11 protein-coding genes are annotated in these 16,394 nt (G+C 61.1%); 5 read left to right on the top strand and 6 right to left on the bottom strand.

Features of this window, described 5'->3' with window-relative positions; all coding sequences use genetic code 11:
• Window positions 1-51: 51 nt before the first annotated feature.
• The 3 genes from glgB to ACFZPT_RS16680 form a co-directional block, all read right to left on the bottom strand.
• Window positions 52-2,283 (bottom strand): 1,4-alpha-glucan branching protein GlgB, encoded by a 2,232-nt coding sequence (gene glgB / locus ACFZPT_RS16690; protein ID WP_034097162.1) that lies wholly within the window; start codon window positions 2,281-2,283, stop codon window positions 52-54.
• The gene (gene treS, locus ACFZPT_RS16685) at window positions 2,280-5,627 is read right to left on the bottom strand and encodes a maltose alpha-D-glucosyltransferase (protein ID WP_034113258.1); all 3,348 of its coding nucleotides are present in this window, start codon (window positions 5,625-5,627) and stop codon (window positions 2,280-2,282) included. The genes glgB and treS overlap by 4 nt, the downstream gene beginning before the upstream one ends.
• A 73-nt stretch (window positions 5,628-5,700) precedes the next feature.
• The gene (locus tag ACFZPT_RS16680; RefSeq protein ID WP_034097159.1) at window positions 5,701-7,686 is read right to left on the bottom strand and encodes an alpha-1,4-glucan--maltose-1-phosphate maltosyltransferase; all 1,986 of its coding nucleotides are present in this window, start codon (window positions 7,684-7,686) and stop codon (window positions 5,701-5,703) included.
• A 202-nt stretch (window positions 7,687-7,888) separates the two neighbouring features.
• Here ACFZPT_RS16680 and ACFZPT_RS16675 point away from each other — a divergent pair, with 202 nt between their 5' ends.
• Together ACFZPT_RS16675 and ACFZPT_RS16670 are read left to right on the top strand one after the other, a co-directional pair.
• Window positions 7,889-8,047, top strand: a complete 159-nt coding sequence (locus ACFZPT_RS16675; RefSeq protein WP_167389888.1) for a hypothetical protein — start codon at window positions 7,889-7,891, stop codon at window positions 8,045-8,047.
• A 199-nt stretch (window positions 8,048-8,246) separates the two neighbouring features.
• A complete protein-coding gene (locus ACFZPT_RS16670; protein ID WP_379555469.1) occupies window positions 8,247-9,272 on the top strand; it encodes a M10 family metallopeptidase C-terminal domain-containing protein in 1,026 nt (341 codons plus the stop codon).
• Between the two features lie 14 nt (window positions 9,273-9,286).
• On the opposite strand, the gene ACFZPT_RS16665 is transcribed toward ACFZPT_RS16670, so the two are convergent.
• A complete protein-coding gene (locus ACFZPT_RS16665; protein WP_034097158.1) occupies window positions 9,287-9,784 on the bottom strand; it encodes an MgtC/SapB family protein in 498 nt (165 codons plus the stop codon).
• A gap of 122 nt (window positions 9,785-9,906) precedes the next feature.
• Between ACFZPT_RS16665 and ACFZPT_RS16660 the strand changes: the two genes are divergently transcribed.
• From ACFZPT_RS16660 to mapR, 3 genes are all read left to right on the top strand, one after another.
• Window positions 9,907-10,146 carry a DUF3203 family protein gene (locus ACFZPT_RS16660; RefSeq protein WP_034097156.1) on the top strand — a complete coding sequence of 80 codons (240 nt, stop codon included), beginning with the start codon at window positions 9,907-9,909 and terminating at the stop codon, window positions 10,144-10,146.
• Between the two features lie 184 nt (window positions 10,147-10,330).
• The gene (gene ccoG, locus ACFZPT_RS16655) at window positions 10,331-11,740 is read left to right on the top strand and encodes a cytochrome c oxidase accessory protein CcoG (protein WP_034113255.1); all 1,410 of its coding nucleotides are present in this window, start codon (window positions 10,331-10,333) and stop codon (window positions 11,738-11,740) included.
• Window positions 11,741-11,832: 92 nt separating this feature from the next.
• A complete protein-coding gene (mapR, locus tag ACFZPT_RS16650; protein ID WP_034097154.1) occupies window positions 11,833-13,242 on the top strand; it encodes a GntR family transcriptional regulator MpaR in 1,410 nt (469 codons plus the stop codon).
• A gap of 122 nt (window positions 13,243-13,364) precedes the next feature.
• Here the strand turns inward: mapR and ACFZPT_RS16645 are convergent, their stop codons facing one another.
• A complete protein-coding gene (locus ACFZPT_RS16645; protein WP_034113253.1) occupies window positions 13,365-14,111 on the bottom strand; it encodes an SDR family oxidoreductase in 747 nt (248 codons plus the stop codon).
• 56 nt (window positions 14,112-14,167) lie between these two features.
• Window positions 14,168-16,264: a bifunctional diguanylate cyclase/phosphodiesterase gene (locus ACFZPT_RS16640; protein ID WP_034113251.1), complete on the bottom strand. Its 2,097-nt coding sequence runs from the start codon at window positions 16,262-16,264 to the stop codon at window positions 14,168-14,170.
• Window positions 16,265-16,394: the final 130 nt, after the last annotated feature.

Below are 16,394 nucleotides of genomic sequence, written 5' to 3'. Positions count from 1 at the left end.
CGGCAAAGGGCGATCATTGCAGATCGCCCCCCACTCGCCAGCAGCTTATGCTCAGTCCGGGCGCAGAATCAGCACGCCCAGCGGCGGCAGATTCAACGACAGCGACACCGGCTGCCCGTGACGCGGCTCCTCCTGGGTGAACACTTCACCACCGTTGCCGAAGTTGGAGCCGGCGTAAGTGTCGGCGTCAGTGTTGATCACCTCGCTCCAGCGCCCGGCAAACGGCACACCCACGGCGTATTGTTCGCGAGGCACCGGGGTAAAGTTGGCCACCACCAGCACCGGTTTGCCGTCCTTGCTCCAGCGCAGCCAGGCGTAGACGCTGTTGATCGCATCGTCACCGATCAGCCATTGGAAGCCCTGGGGCGCGTCGTCCTGTTCATGCAGGGCCGGTTCTTCGCGGTACAGGCGGTTCAAGTCGCCCACCAGTTTTTGCACACCTTGGTGTTCCTGGTATTGCAGCAAGTACCAGTCCAGTTGCTGGTCGTGGTTCCACTCGCGCCACTGGCCGAATTCGCAGCCCATAAACAGCAATTTCTTACCCGGGTGCATCCACATAAACGCCAGGTAGGCGCGCAGGTTGGCGAACTTCTGCCAACGGTCGCCGGGCATTTTGTCGATCAACGAATGTTTGCCGTGCACCACTTCATCGTGGGAGATCGGCAGGATAAACCGCTCGGACCAGGCATACACCAGGCCGAAACTCAGCTCGTTGTGGTGATGGGCGCGGTACACCGGGTCCTGCTGGATGTAATGCAGCGAATCGTGCATCCAGCCCATGTTCCATTTGTAGTTGAAGCCCAGGCCGCCTTGCTGGGTTGGCTGGCTGACACCGGGCCAGGCGGTGGATTCTTCAGCGATCACCAGGGCGCCCGGCGCCTCCAGCGCCACCACATCGTTCAAATGGCGCAGAAAATCGATGGCTTCCAAGTTCTCGCGACCGCCATGGCGGTTAGGCACCCATTCGCCGGCTTTGCGCGAATAGTCGCGGTAGAGCATCGATGCCACCGCATCCACCCGCAGGCCATCGACATGGAAGTGCTTGAGCCAGTGCAGTGCTGAGGCCAGCATAAAGCCGTGCACCTCGGTGCGGCCCAGGTTGTAGATCAGCGTATCCCAGTCCTGATGGAAGCCTTCCAGCGGGTTGGCGTATTCGTACAGCGCGGTGCCGTCGAACTGAGCCAGGCCGTGAGTATCCGTGGGAAAGTGCGCCGGCACCCAGTCGAGGATCACACCGATATCGGCCTGATGGCAGGCGTTGACGAAGTAGGCAAAGTCTTCGGGCGAGCCGAAGCGCGCACTTGGGGCGAACTGCGACAGGGCCTGATACCCCCAGGACCCTCCAAATGGGTGTTCCATGATCGGCATCAGCTCGATATGAGTGAAGCCCAGTTGCTGCACATAGGGAATCAAGCGCTCGGCCAATTCGCGCCAACCGTACTGGCGGGCCACTTCACCCGCCTCGTCCAGCTCGCATTGCCAGGAGCCGACGTGCAGCTCATAGATCGACAACGGCGCGGTGGACTTCTGCTTGTCGGCGCGAGCCTGCATCCAATCGTGGTCCTGCCAGTCAACTTGCAACGGCGCAGCGACTTTCGAGGCGGTGTCCGGTGGCAGTTGGGTGGCCAGCGCCATAGGGTCGGCCTTGAGCGGCAAAATGCCGTGGGCGCCGAGAATCTCGTATTTGTAAGCGGCACCCGGTTGCAGGCGTGGGATAAAGATCTCCCACACACCGGAAGGATGGCGCAGGCGCATCGGATGCCGACGGCCGTCCCAAATATTGAAGTCGCCCACCACCGACACACGCCGTGCGTTTGGCGCCCACACGGCAAAACGCACGCCCTGCACGCCGTCGACGCTGGTGACCTGAGCGCCCAGGCAACTGCCCAGGTCGCGGTGATTGCCCTCGGCGAACAGGTACAGATCCATCTCGCCCAGCAGCAATTGGCTAAAGCTGTAGGGATCTTCGGTGATCTGCTCACCGCCGGCCCACTGGATCTTCAATAAGTAAGGCTGGCGCGTCGCAAAGTGCCCGACAAACAAACCCGGCACTTGGGTCGCGTCGAGGCTACCGAGGGTTTCGCCGCCATCGCGGCTCAACACCTGCACGCTCAACGCCTCGGGCAGGAACGCGCGAATGAATTGGCCGCCCTGCTCGTCGTCATGGGGACCGAGAATCGAAAACGGGTCGTGGTGCTCGGCGCGCACCAGCGCTTCGACGTCCTTGGACGCCGGCATTGCAGTCAACTTAGGCTGCAGCGGTTCTTTATGTGTATAGCTCATGACGTCTCCCCACCGCGTGCAGTTTTGGATATAGGTGTAAGCCCGCTCAGCAGGCCGTGCAGCCCTTGCAGGGGCACCGGCAACCAGGTCGGGCGGTTTTCCGCTTCGTAGGCCACTTCATACGCAGCCTTCTCCAGGCTGAACAACGTCAGCGCGGCGTCCTGGCCGTTGGCATCCTGCCAGTCATGCGCCAGTGTAGACGTAGCTTGCTGATAAGCCTGGATAAATGCCTGGCGCGCCTCCTTCACATAGCGCTCGGTAACCCGTCGGCGTGCCTGCTCGGCTTGCGGCGACTGATCCACGCCTTGCAGATTCAAGGCCATGGCCGCTGCATAGTCGAAAGAACGCAGCACCCCGCTGACATCTTTGTACGGGCTGTGCTTGCCCCGTCGCTCATGCAGCGGTCGCGCCGGCTCGCCTTCGAAGTCGATCAAATAGGCATCGCCCTTGACCACCAGAACCTGCCCAAGGTGCAGATCGCCATGGACGCGAATGCGCAAGCCGCCCAAGGTGGCCTTCGCCAGGCCGTTCACATGGGCGGCAATGGCTTTTTTCTGCGCCAGCAATTCACTGACCAGCGCCTGATCGGCAGGGTTCAATTGGGTTTGATGCAGTTCCAGCAGTTGCAGCGCGCGGGTGATCTGCGCGCCCACATCCTTGGCCCAAGCCTGGGTGTCTTTGACACCGGTGACTTCGGGCTTGAAGTCTTTATTGGCGGTGGTGGCACCCAGCACTTGGTGCATTTCCCCCAGGCGCTGGCCGAGCAGCGCGGCGAAATCGGCCAGCTCACCCAAGGCGTTGTAGTGCTGTTCCTGTTCGGACAGGGCTTCGGCCAGTTCGTCGCGGATTGCCCGTTCCAGATTGTTCTGGGTCCACGTCCAGGCATCGCCCTGATTGCTCAGGTAGCCCTGGGCTATCATCAGCAGATTGTCCTGGCCCTCGCTGTCATGACGCACCACTGCGCCCATCAACGGCGAGATATTGGCGTAACCGGCTGCGGTGAGGTACGCGCTCATCTCCAGTTCCGGATGCACACCGGCGCTGACTTTACGGATCAACTTGAGCACCAGGCTCTCACCCACCACCACCGAGCTGTTGGACTGCTCGGCGGACAGATAACGCACCGGGGACTCGTCGTTCAGTTGCAACGCAGCCAAGTGTTCGGTGGCGTCGAAGCGCAACTCGCCGTCGCTGCTGGCCAAACGCGTGCCAGCTTGCAGGCCCTGGATCACCGCGCGAATAAAAGGCTCAAGGCTGAACGCGTCAGTCACCAAACCCACCTGGCGCGCTCGGCGTACGCGGGCCATAGCCAGTTGCTGGGGCAAGGCGCTGGTGAGCTGGTCTTCGCCGAGGAAGCCGAACGGCAACTGATAACGACTGACCTGCCCACCGGCACTCACTTCCAGTTCGCTGAGCAACACTGGATGCTCGGCGTCGCCGAACCGCACGCCATAGGCAATCCGCACGCTATCGATGGCTGTGTCCTTGCCGGCGAACCAGCGCCGCTTGGGCAGCCAGGCGGGCAGTGAGGTTTGTTCCAGGGTGGTGCGGCAAGGTGCTTCGAGCAGTTCTTCCATGCGTTTTTTCAATACCAATGTGGTGAAGTCGGGCATGCTTTGCGCCGGTTCCACATGCCAGCTGGGCATCTGGTTTTCCGCCGCCAGCACAAACCAATAGAAACCGTAAGGCGCCAGGGTCAGCAGGAAATTCAGCTGACCAATAGGCGGGAAGGCATTGCCGCCGAGCATCTCCACGGGAACCATGCCGGCAAAGGACGAAAGGTCCAGCTCGGCCGCCTGGGCGCTACGCGACACGTTGGCCACGCACAAAATGATCTCCGTGCGGCCATCGGCACCGGTGTATTCGCGGGTATAAGCCAGAATGCGCCGATTGGCCGGCGAGAGCATTTTCAGGCTGCCGCGACCGAACGCTTTGGACTGCTTGCGCACTGCGAGCATGCGCCGGGTCCAGTTGAGCAATGAGTGCGGGTCCTGGGTCTGGGTTTCCACATTCACCGACTGGTAGCCGTAGAGCGGGTCCATGATCGGCGGCAGCACCAGGCTGGCCGGATCGGCGCGGGAGAAACCGCCGTTGCGGTCGATGGACCACTGCATCGGTGTGCGCACGCCATCACGGTCGCCCAGGTAGATGTTGTCGCCCATGCCGATTTCATCGCCGTAGTACAAGGTGGGCGTACCCGGCATCGACAGCAGCAGGCTGTTGAGCAACTCTACGCGGCGACGGTCACGCTCCAGCAGCGGCGCCAGACGGCGGCGGATACCCAGGTTGATCCGCGCGCGACGGTCGGCGGCGTAGTAATTCCACAGGTAGTCGCGCTCTTTGTCGGTAACCATTTCCAAGGTCAATTCATCGTGGTTGCGCAGGAAGATCGCCCATTGGCAATTGGCGGGGATCTCCGGGGTCTGGCGCAAGATATCGGTGATGGGAAAGCGATCTTCCTGGGCCAGGGCCATGTACATGCGCGGCATCAACGGGAAGTGAAAGGCCATATGGCATTCGTCGCCGTCATCGCCCTTCTTGTCACCGAAATACAGTTGGGTGTCTTCCGGCCACTGGTTGGCTTCGGCCAGCAGCATGCGGTCGGGGTAATTGGCGTCAATCTCGGCACGAATTTGCTTGAGCACCCCGTGGGTTTCTTCAAGGTTCTCGTTGTTGGTGCCGTCGCGCTCGATCAGGTACGGGATGGCGTCCAGGCGCAGGCCGTCGATGCCCATGTCCAGCCAGTAGCGCATCACTTCGAGCACCGCTTTCATGACCTGCGGGTTATCGAAGTTGAGGTCGGGCTGGTGGGAATAAAAGCGATGCCAGAAGTACTGGCCGGCGACCGGGTCCCAGGTCCAGTTGGATTTTTCGGTGTCGAGGAAAATGATGCGGGTGCCGTCGTACTTCTGGTCGTCATCGGACCACACATAGAAATCCCGCGCCGCCGAACCGGGCTTGGCCTTGCGTGCGCGCTGGAACCAGGGGTGCTGGTCGGATGTATGGTTGATCACCAGTTCGGTGATCACTCGCAGGCCACGTTTGTGTGCTTCGGCGATAAAGCGCTTGGCGTCGGCCATGGTGCCGTAGTCGCTGTGGACGCCGCGATAGTCGGCGATGTCATAGCCGTCGTCGCGGCGTGGTGACGGGTAGAACGGCAGCAGCCAGATGGTGTTCACGCCCAGGTCGGCGATGTAGTCGAGCTTGGCGATCAACCCAGGAAAATCGCCGATACCGTCATTATTGGAGTCGAAAAAGGATTTGACGTGAACCTGATAGATCACCGCGTCCTTGTACCAGAGCGGGTCTTTGATAAAGGTGGCAGCCTTGGGTTTCTTCGCCATTGGACACTCCTGAAACACTCGATAAATCGTGCAGACTCAATGTCGGAGGGGGGGGTTAGCCCCCTCTTCCCCATCAGGTGGTAATGCGCCAGATCCCGAACGGCATCTGCGGTTCCAGGCGCGTCCACTGGGTCTTGCCGTACCAGGTCCAACGATGGCCGTTCATCAGGTCTTCGCCCTGGGTTTGGGCATCGTCCGGCAGGCCCATCTCCCACAAGGGCAGTTCGAAATGAGCTTCCTGGGCGTTAAAAGGGTCCAGGTTGACCGCCACCAGAATGAAGTTGCTGCCGTCCTCGCTGCGCTTGCCGAAGTAGAGGATGTTGTCGTTCCACGCGTTGTAGATCTTCAAGCCCAAGTGCGTATGCAGCGCCGGGTTCTGGCGGCGGATGCGGTTGAGCTGGGCGATCTCGGCAATGATGTTGCCGGGCGCAGTGAAGTCGCGGGGGCGGATCTCGTATTTCTCCGAGTCCAGGTATTCCTCTTTGCCCGGCACCGGCGCGGCTTCGCACAGTTCAAACCCGGAATACATACCCCACAGGCCCGAGCCCATGGTCGCCAGCGCGGCACGGATCAAAAAGCCCGGGCGCCCGGATTGATGCAGGAACGCGGGGTTGATGTCCGGCGTGTTGACGAAAAAGTTCGGGCGGTAGCACTCGCGCCACGGTGACTGGTTGAGCTGGGTGAAATACTCGCTCAACTCAGCCTTGGTATTGCGCCAGGTGAAGTAGGTGTAGCTCTGGGAATAGCCGACCTTGCCCAGGCGCGCCATCATTGCCGGAGTGGTAAAGGCTTCGGCGAGGAAGATCACCTCAGGGTACTTGGAACGCACATCGCTGATCAGCCATTGCCAGAAAGGCAGCGGTTTGGTGTGGGGGTTGTCGACGCGAAAGGTCTTCACGCCCTCTTCCACCCAGCCAACCACGATGTCGCGCAGCTCGGTCCACAGGCCAGGGATCGCATCGGCGGCATAAAAGTCGACGTTGACGATGTCCTGATATTTCTTCGGCGGGTTTTCCGCGTATTTGATCGTGCCGTCCGGGCGCCAGTTGAACCAGCCCGGATGCTCCTTGAGCCACGGATGGTCCTGGGAACATTGAATGGCAAAGTCCAGCGCGATCTCCAAGCCATGGTCAGCGGCGGCCTTGACCAGGCGGCGGAAGTCATCGCGGCTGCCCAACTGCGGGTGAATGGCTTCGTGACCGCCCTCCTCGCTGCCGATGGCGTACGGGCTGCCGGGGTCGTCCGGGCCGGCGGTGAGCGAGTTGTTCCGGCCTTTGCGATGGCTACGGCCGATGGGGTGGATCGGCGGGAAGTACAGCACATCGAAGCCCATGTCGTGGATCATCGACAGCCGCGCGTGTACATCGTTAAAGGTGCCGTGGCGTGCCGGATCATCGGTGATCGAACGGGGAAACAACTCGTACCAGCTGGCGAACTGCGCACGTTCGCGCTCGACGTCAATCGGGTACACCGTGCTGATGCTCAGGTAGGCGCGGTGGTCGGCCTGGGTCATCAGATGCGCACTGTCTTCGTGCAGAAACAACGCCACCTGCTCGGTTTCCAGCAGGCCGGACAGTTCGTGGTGCAACAACATCAGGCGGTCGCGCAGCTCGTTGTCGCTACGCTCGGCGGCTTGCAGCACCAGGCTGCGGCCTTCCTGCAACTCCAGGCTGACCGGTACGCCGGCTTCGTGTTTTTTGCGCAATTCGTAGCAGAAGCTGGCGAAGGTATCGATCCAGGCTTCGATGCAGTATTCATGAGGCCCCTGATGGGCCACCGTGAACGCGCCTTCCCAACCGTTGTTGCCAACATCGGTCATGACCACGCTGTGCCAGCTTTCGTCGCGCAGCGGGCGCCAGCGGATCAATACGGCCAATTTGTCATGGCCATCGGCAAACACTTTGCTGGTGACATTAATGCGCTGGCCTATCACCGCCTTGACCGCGAATTCGCCGCCGTCAATCACGGGGCTGGTGCTTTCGATCGCGATCCGGGGCAATAGCAGTGCCTGGGACAGCGGCAGTACGGCAGTGTCTGGAACCTGTGTTTCAGCAGTCATCGAGCATCTTCCCCTTACGCCCAGTGGACGCCCTTTGCTAGATCCGAATCCAATACGCCAGCACTCTCCCTGAGCGTCGACGCATAAGGTCCGAGCCTGTGCCTGGGTTAAAAGTTCAGGTGGATATGCCGCCATTGAGCGGGAATCAAATGCCCCGTGGGAATGTCCACCGCTAGAGCAAAGCACAAAGGAGGCCACACCGATGAATATCCCGATCCCGGCTGAAACCCCGGACCCGAATATCGACCAGCCGACCCTGCCCCCTACGGAACCCCCGACGGTTCCGGAGCAGGAGCCGCCGGATAACGAGCCACCCGCGGTCGAAGAACCGCCGAAGACCATGCCACCGGTCATCGTCTAAACCACGAGCAGGTTTTGAGGTTCGCTCAAGAGGCGCCCAGCCAATTGAGCGGACCACACATATCTCTGATACGTCCTACATATCCTAGAAAAAAAGCCTAAAACCGACTGTGGGGTTCATACCTAAACTCGTTCGCGCGCAGGCGCCCAATCCAGTTCCTTGGAATAGGGCCCTTAAACCTTTCACGCGAGGACACCTTATGTTGACCATCCCCCCACAGTGGGCTAACCGCCCTACTGCCTCCCAACCCGCGCACGCCAGCGCCTCGCCCGCCCAGCTCACGCCCGAGCGCCTGAATGCGTTACTCACGTCAGGCCCGAGGTGGTCCGCCTCGGCCAAGCCACCGGAACCAACACGCCCCTCCCCGGCGGCGACCGCACCCGGCCCTGCATTGCCCTCGGCGCCGGAGGCAAAGCTCACTGAAGACCTCAGTGACCTCAACACCGCGTTGACCCAAGACAACATCAACCAGATGGTGCGCGATCCCGATGCAGAGTCCTCCCGCGCCCTCATCGCGCGCACCCGCGCGCTGTTGACACCGGCCAATATGCGCACGATGTTGGGCGGCCCTAATGCCTCAACGAACGCCGCCACCCTTGAAGGCCTCAGGCAACGCCTCGGCAAACAAGTCCTCACCGAGACCCAGCAGTCAGCCAGCAACGATGCGGAACAGGAATTGATCGACCAAATGAAGCTGCATCATCTGGAAAACCTTGGAAAAATCTACGACGGCGGCCTCGGGACTGACGAAATCCTCAAGGACTACAACATGTCGCGCAAGCACATAGACGCCATGAAACGCGACCAGTCCGCCAGGGAAGCCAGCGTCCGCACGCTGTACGATATCGGCGGCTCTCTGAGCAAAGAAAAGCTCTCCGCGTTGCGCACCCCCGAACCTGCGTCCGCCACTGCGCAGGTAGCCGAGCGTCTCACTCGCCAGCGCAACACCTATCGCTTCAATGCGCTCAGTGATTCGCGACTTGATGCGCCTCGCGAGATCTCAGGATTCATGGCCGGCGACAAACTGGACCTGTCGGGTATTCGCAACCAATTGAACAAACCGCTGCAAAGGGTCGAACGTTTCTCCGGGGCCAGCGCCGAAATGCAGATCCACTACCTGCCCAGCACCGGCACCAGCGTGATCGCCGTTTCCGGCCACCCGGGCGAGCCGCCGTTTGTGCTTAAGGTTTTCGGTCAGGTGCGGTACAGCGATATCGTGTCCTGAGACGCCGCATAGGGTCAGGCATCCTTATCCAACCACTTGATGATCCTAGGCATTACGCTGAACACCACCAGCGCCAGCAACGTACTCAACACCGCCGTGGATTCACGCCCCATGCCCGCCGCCACACCGATGGCGGCGGTCATCCATAGCCCGGCGGCGGTGGTCAAGCCTTTGACGTGCTGACCCTCTTCGTCTTCCTTACCTTTAAGAATGGTCCCGGCGCCGAGGAAACCAATCCCGGCAATCACCCCCTGCACTACCCGGCTCATGGCATCGGCCTGGTTGCCGGACATCTGCGGCACCAATACAAACAGCGCCGCGCCCATCGCCACCAGCATATGGGTGCGCACCCCGGCGGCCTTGCCCTTGTGCTCCCGTTCAAAACCGAGGATCCCGCCCAGCAGCGCAGCGATCAGCAGGCGCACGGTGATCTGCGTGAGCTGTCTGGCATCGCCGAGATCGGCGAATTCGGCCTGCAGGGTCACCCATACTTCGTGCCACCAAGCGTCCATAAACCCTGTCCTTTGTTGAGATGGATAATGGATTGACAACGGCGACCGTCAGTCAGTTGCCTGGAACACCGCGCCTGTGCATGCGCCCTAACGTTTATCAGCCTGATAAAAAGGAGAGCGCCATGCCAATCCGTATCGAAAACCGCACCTGTTTCTTCAAGGTCAACGATGAGGGCCGGGAATACAGCCTGCCCGCCGCTGAAGTCACCGTCAGCACTGACGTCCCCAGAGCCATGTCCTATGTGGACGTGGGCGCCGAGCGTGTCTACATCACCGAGCAGGAAGCCGATGCCCTCACCGTGGCCGGCGCCATCGATGGGCGTCAGCACAAGAAGGTCACCACGCCGGATTCGGCGATTTGACTGATCTGTATCTATTGACACAGCACAAGCCTGCACCCCGAAGGCGACGGGGTGCAGCACAATGTCGCAGGGCCGCAGCTGCAAGCAATCTGATCCGGTTTTTATCGTCATAGCTGAGTCTGTTATGCAAACAGCTCGCCGCGCATAGTCCATTGGCCTGATGGAGGCTGATGAGCGAACGACCATGAGCGAACGAATCCCCACCGTGGAAATCTTTGAGCCCGTGCACCCAAAGAAGGTGAAGGCCAAATCCAGCGACACTCTGATCCATACCCGCAGTTTCACCGGCTTGTTCCGCACCTTGCGTGTGCTGGGCGCAGGCTTTCTGTTCCTGGCCTTTTTCGGCACCGTGTGGCTGAACTGGGGCGGTCGGCAAGCCGTGCTGTGGGACTTGGCTGAAAGCAAGTTCCACATCTTCGGCGCGACGTTCTGGCCCCAGGACTTCATCCTGTTGTCGGCGCTGTTGATCATCTGTGCCTTCGGCCTGTTTGCCATTACGGTCTTCGCCGGCCGCGTCTGGTGCGGCTACACCTGCCCGCAAAGCTCGTTCACCTGGCTGTTTATGTGGTGTGAAAAGGTCACCGAGGGCGAACGCAACCAACGCATCAAGCTGCAAGCGGCGCCATGGAGCCTCAACAAGCTGGCGCGGCGCTCGGCCAAGCACACGCTGTGGCTGGGCATCAGCGTGCTGACCGGGCTGACATTTGTCGGTTACTTCACCCCCATTCGCCCCCTCGCGGCGGAACTGCTGACCTGGCAAATGGGCGGCGTCAGCCTGTTCTGGGTGCTGTTTTTCACCGCCGCCACCTACCTCAATGCCGGTTGGTTGCGCGAAGCGGTGTGCATGCACATGTGCCCTTACGCACGGTTCCAGAGTGTGATGTTCGATAAAGACACCCTCACCATCTCTTACGACGCCGCCCGTGGCGAACATCGTGGGCCGCGCAAACGCGAGGTCAAACCCGCCGACGTCGGCCTGGGCGATTGCATCGATTGCCAGCTGTGCGTGCAGGTGTGCCCGACCGGCATCGACATCCGCGACGGCCTGCAAATGGAGTGCATCGGCTGCGCGGCGTGTGTCGATGCCTGCGATTCGATCATGGACAAGATGGGCTACGCGCGCGGTTTGGTGCGCTACACCAGCGAACATCAACTGCAAGGCGGCAAGACTCACCTGCTAAGGCCGCGACTGATCGGCTACAGTGCCGTGCTGCTGGTTATGATCGCCGCGCTGGTGGTGGCCTTGGTGCAACGGCCGATGGTGTCGCTGGACGTGACCAAGGACCGGGGCATGTTTCGCGAAAACAGCCAGGGCTTGATTGAAAACATCTACAGTCTCAAGGTCATCAACAAGACCCAGCAGCGCCAGGATTATCGGCTGGAGCTGGTAGAGGCCGAAGGTTTCCAATTGCAAGGCAAGACCGGGATCAGCCTGGCGCCAGGGGAAATCGTGGATGTACCGGTGTCGGTGGCACTGCTGGCGGGTAAACCGGCGAGCAGTTCGCAGACACTGCGCTTCAAAGTGACGGATGTGGACGAGCCGTGGGTGTACAGCGAGGCCGAGAGCCGCTTCGTCGCACCGCTCAACCGCTGATACTTGGCTATCGAAAACGATGAAAGCCCAATGTGTGAGGGGGCTTGCCCCCGATGGTATCTCTCATACAAAAACCTGTGTTTAAGGCCGCCATGAAACGCTACGAAAAATTCGCCGACGACATCGCTGAACTGATCCGCTCCGGCGTCCTCGGCCCCGGCCAACGCGTGCCGTCGGTGCGCTACGCGAGCCAGACCTACGGCGTCAGCCCCTCCACGGTGTTCCAGGCGTATTACCTGCTGGAGCGCCGCGGGCTGATCCGCGCGCGGCCGCGCTCCGGTTACTTCGTCAACACCCATGCGCCGAGCCCGTTTTCCGAACCGGTGGTGAGCGAACAGGTACACGAATCCACCGAGGTGGATGTGAGCGAGCTGGTGTTTTCGGTGCTCGACTCGATCAAGGACCCCACCACCGTGCCCTTCGGTTCGGCGTTCCCCAGCCCGATGCTGTTCCCGTTGCCGCGTCTGGCCCGTTCCCTGGCCAGCGCCAGCCGTGAGATGGACCCGCGCATGGTGGTCACTGACATGTCGCCGGGCAACCCACAACTGCGCCGGCAAATTGCCCTGCGCTATATGGTCGGCGGCCTGATGCTGCCTATGGAAGAGTTGCTGATCACCAACGGCGCCCTGGAAGCGCTGAACCTGTGCCTGCAGGCCGTGACCGAGCCAGGCGATTTGGTGGCCATCGAGGCTCCGGCGTTTTATGCCTGCTTGCAGGTCTTGGAACGTTTAAAACTCAAGGCGGTGGAGATCCCGGTGCACCCACGCGACGGCATCGATCTCAATGCCCTGGCGCAAAGCCTGGAGCGCTACCCGATCAAGGCCTGTTGGACCATGACCAGCTTCCAGAACCCCATGGGCGCCACCCTGCCTGAAGCCAAGAAACAAGCGCTGGTGGAACTGTTGCGCGGCCATCAGGTGCCCTTGATCGAAGACGATGTGTACGCCGAGTTGTACTACGGGCAGCACGCGCCCAAACCGGCCAAGGCGTTCGACACCGAGGGCCTGGTGATGCACTGCGGCTCGTTCGCCAAGAGCCTTGCACCGGGTTATCGCGTGGGCTGGGTCGCGGCCGGGCGCTATGCGCAGAAAGTCGAACGTTTGAAGCTGATGACCTCGTTGTGCCCGTCGATGCCGGCCCAAGCGGCAATTGCCGACTACCTGCAACACGGCGGCTACGACCGGCACCTGCGCAAATTGCGCTATGCCTTGGAAGAACAGCAAAGCGCCATGCTGGCCGCCATTGGCCGCTACTTCCCCGCGCAAACCCGCGTCAGCCAACCCGCCGGCGGGTATTTCCTGTGGCTGGAACTGCCCGAGCAGACCGATTCGCTGAAGCTATTCCAGATGGCCCTGGCCCAAGGCATCAGCATTGCGCCGGGGCCGATTTTCTCGGCGACTCAACGTTTCAGAAATTGTATTCGCCTGAACTACGGCAGCCCGTGGACCGAGGCGTCCGAGAAAGCTATGGAAACGTTGGGGCGGATTGTGCGGTCGTTCTAAGTGATGGTGTTGCGCTTTCTGACGCCATCGGGGGCAAGCCCCCTCCCACATTTTGAGCTGTGAGTACTCTCAAGTGTGGGAGGGGGCTCGCCCCCGATGGCGTCGGTTCGGGCACTGCATCCCTAGCGCCCGCCGCCCAAATCCAGAAACGTGCCGGTGGCATAGGACGCCTTGTCCGACAGCAACCAGATAATCGCTTCGGCCACTTCATCCGGGCGGCCGCCACGGGCCATGGGGATGCCAGACTCCAGTTTGCTGACCCGGTCCGGATCGCCGCTCAGGGCATGAAAGTCGGTGTAGATATAACCCGGGCGCACCGCATTGACGCGGATACCTTCGCCGGCAACTTCTTTCGACAGGCCAATGGTGAAGGTGTCGAGCGCGCCCTTGGAGGCGGCATAGTCGACATACTCACCTGGCGAACCCAGGCGTGCCGCTACCGATGACACATTGACGATACTGCCGCCCTGCCCGCCATGCCGGGGCGACATGCGCAACAGCGCATGCTTGGCACACAGAATCGGGCCGAGCACGTTGGTCTTGAGCATTTTCAGGATGCGAAACTCCGACATCTCATCCACCCGGGATTTATGCCCCACGGTGCCGGCGTTGTTCACCAGCGCAGTGACCCGGCCCAATTCGGTGTCGACACGGTGGAACAGCGCGATCACTTCGTCTTCGATACTTACGTCAGCGCGCACCGCAATCGCCTCGGCGCCGAGGGCGCGTACCTGTTCCAGCACGCGGTGGGCGGCCTCGTCGTCGGCCTGATAATTGATGCAAATACGGTAGCCCTGACGCGCAGCCAGCAAGGCCGTCTCGGCGCCAATCCCGCGACTGCCCCCGGTGATGATGACGACTTTGTCCATGCCTGGTGTCTCCTGTTTCTACCTGTAGGTTTAATGGGTCGCGTCAAGAATAACCGTCACTCACTGACCTTGTCAGGAGCGGCCGCCTCTTCGGCGCGGCGGATATTAGCCATAAAACCCTCGGCCGGCAGTGGAAGACCCAACAGATAACCTTGCAGCGAGTTACAACCCAGGCGCGTTAGAAAATCCTGCTGTTTATCGGTTTCCACGCCTTCGGCCACAATGCGCAGCCCAAGGGCCTGGCCGAGGGCGACGATGGCCGACACGATAGCGGCATCGTCGCCATCGTGCTCCAGATCGCGCACGAAGCCACGGTCGATTTTAAGTTCGTTGGCCGGCAAGCGCTTGAGGTACATCAAGCTGGAGTAACCGGTGCCGAAATCATCGATGGACAGGTCCACGCCCATGTCCGATAGCTGCTGCAACACCTTCATGCTCGCGTCGGCATCGCGCATGGCCGTGGTTTCGGTGATTTCCAGGGTCAGGCTGTTAGCCGGCAACTGGTGGCGTTCAAGCGCGGCGGCGACGCTGTTGACCAGCCCGGCATGGCAGAACTGCAACGCAGAAAGATTCACGGCGATGCGCCATTCTTCATACCCCTGCACGTACCACAGGCGCATCTGGCGGCAAGCTTCATTGAGCACCCATTCGCCGATGGGGATGATCAGCCCGGTTTTCTCCGCCAGTTCAATAAACGTCGCCGGCATCAACAGGCCCTGCTGCGGATGCTCCCAGCGCAATAGCGCCTCGGCGCCCACCGCAATGCCGCTGGCCGCATCGAACTTAGGCTGGTAGTACAAGCGAAACTGCTGTTGCTCCACGGCATTGCGCAAGTCCTGCAACAGTTGCAGTTGCTTGCGCGCGTTGGTGTTCATCGACACATCGAAAAAGCTGTAGCCGTTCTTGCCCAAGCCCTTGGCGTGGTACATGGCGGCGTCGGCGTTCATCAACAATTCCTGGGGCGTGGCGCCGTTGCCGGGGAACAGTGCGATACCGACGCTGGCGGAGATTTTCAGCTCATGCTCGGCCACCAGGAACGCCCTGTTGGTCAGTTGTACCTGGCGCTCGGCCAGGCCGAGGGCATCGTCCGGCTGGTTCAGTTGCACCAACAGTACAAACTCGTCACCACCGATACGCGCCAGGGTGTCGTGGCTGCGCAGATCCTCGCGCAGGCGCAAGCCCACTTCGCGCAGCAATTGGTCGCCCAGATGATGACCAAAGGCATCGTTGACCGGTTTGAAGCCATCCAGGTCGATAAACATCAGCGCAAAACAACCGCCCTGCTCCTGCACCGCCTGCATGGCCTGCTGAATGCGGTCGGCGAGCAGGCTGCGATTGGGCAGACCGGTGAGCATGTCATGCAAGGCCAGGTGGGACAGTTCCTGGTTGGCCTGAGTGAGCGAATCGGCGAGCACCGCGGTGCGGGCTTCCAGGCGCGCGTCGAGCAACGAAGTCAGCAAAGCGATGGCCAGCACTGCCAGGGTGGTGACCAGCACCAAGTTATCCAGGCCATTTCCGCTCAACCCGTCCAGGGCGGCGCCGCAGTAGCTGTCATCGGCAAAGCTGGCGGCCGCCATTGCGGTGTAGTGCATGCCGACAATGGCAACGCCCATCACCACCGCAGCACCACCTCGGAGCAGGCGTACACGCGGGGTGTTGCGCCGCAGGTTGAACGCAATCAGCAAGGCCGCGCCCGACGCCGCCACGGCGATCATCAACGAGGCACCGAACAACGTGGGGTCGTAGTCGATGTCGGGGGTCATACGCATGGCCGCCATGCCGGTGTAGTGCATGCAGCTGATACCGGCCCCCATCACCAACGCGCCGAATAGCAGTTGCCAGGCGGGCAACCGGGTCTGGCTGACCAGCCACAAGGCAAAGCCGCTGGACAATACGGCGATCAACAGCGACAACGCAGTGATGCCCACATCGAACCCCAGGGCAAACGGCAAGCGCAACGCGAGCATGCCGATAAAGTGCATCGACCACACCCCCACCCCCATCGCCAACGCGCCTCCGACTATCCACAGGTAGACGGCCCGTCCCTGGGCGGTCGCGATGCGGCCGGCCAGGTCGAGTGCGGTGTAGGAAGCCAGAATCGCAACGAACAGCGAGATCACGACCAACGAAGGGGTATAGCTACCGATAAGCATGCTGAGTCTCGCGAGCTACGAGCTGGAACGCCCGTACCGAGTGGCAAAGCGGCGGATTGTAGCGATAAATATTCGGCGGCAGTTGAATAATTATCACAAGGCCATCATGGGCTTTTTGACGTCAATCCAC

The organism is Pseudomonas sp. MD330_10 (genome assembly GCF_042610415.1).
GTDB lineage: Bacteria > Pseudomonadota > Gammaproteobacteria > Pseudomonadales > Pseudomonadaceae > Aquipseudomonas > Aquipseudomonas rhodesiae.
Note: the sequence above shows the minus strand (reverse complement) of the source record. Positions and strands in the feature narration are given on the sequence as shown.

Excerpts from the sequence above, each read along its gene's own strand:
- glgB (WP_034097162.1), bottom strand. The coding sequence starts at position 2,283 with ATGAGCTATACACATAAAGAACCGCTGCAGCCTAAGTTGACTGCAATG.
- treS (WP_034113258.1), bottom strand. The coding sequence starts at position 5,627 with ATGGCGAAGAAACCCAAGGCTGCCACCTTTATCAAAGACCCGCTCTGG.
- ACFZPT_RS16680 (WP_034097159.1), bottom strand. The coding sequence starts at position 7,686 with ATGACTGCTGAAACACAGGTTCCAGACACTGCCGTACTGCCGCTGTCC.
- ACFZPT_RS16675 (WP_167389888.1), top strand. The coding sequence starts at position 7,889 with ATGAATATCCCGATCCCGGCTGAAACCCCGGACCCGAATATCGACCAG.
- ACFZPT_RS16670 (WP_379555469.1), top strand. The coding sequence starts at position 8,247 with ATGTTGACCATCCCCCCACAGTGGGCTAACCGCCCTACTGCCTCCCAA.
- ACFZPT_RS16665 (WP_034097158.1), bottom strand. The coding sequence starts at position 9,784 with ATGGACGCTTGGTGGCACGAAGTATGGGTGACCCTGCAGGCCGAATTC.
- ACFZPT_RS16660 (WP_034097156.1), top strand. The coding sequence starts at position 9,907 with ATGCCAATCCGTATCGAAAACCGCACCTGTTTCTTCAAGGTCAACGAT.
- ccoG (WP_034113255.1), top strand. The coding sequence starts at position 10,331 with ATGAGCGAACGAATCCCCACCGTGGAAATCTTTGAGCCCGTGCACCCA.
- mapR (WP_034097154.1), top strand. The coding sequence starts at position 11,833 with ATGAAACGCTACGAAAAATTCGCCGACGACATCGCTGAACTGATCCGC.
- ACFZPT_RS16645 (WP_034113253.1), bottom strand. The coding sequence starts at position 14,111 with ATGGACAAAGTCGTCATCATCACCGGGGGCAGTCGCGGGATTGGCGCC.
- ACFZPT_RS16640 (WP_034113251.1), bottom strand. The coding sequence starts at position 16,264 with ATGCTTATCGGTAGCTATACCCCTTCGTTGGTCGTGATCTCGCTGTTC.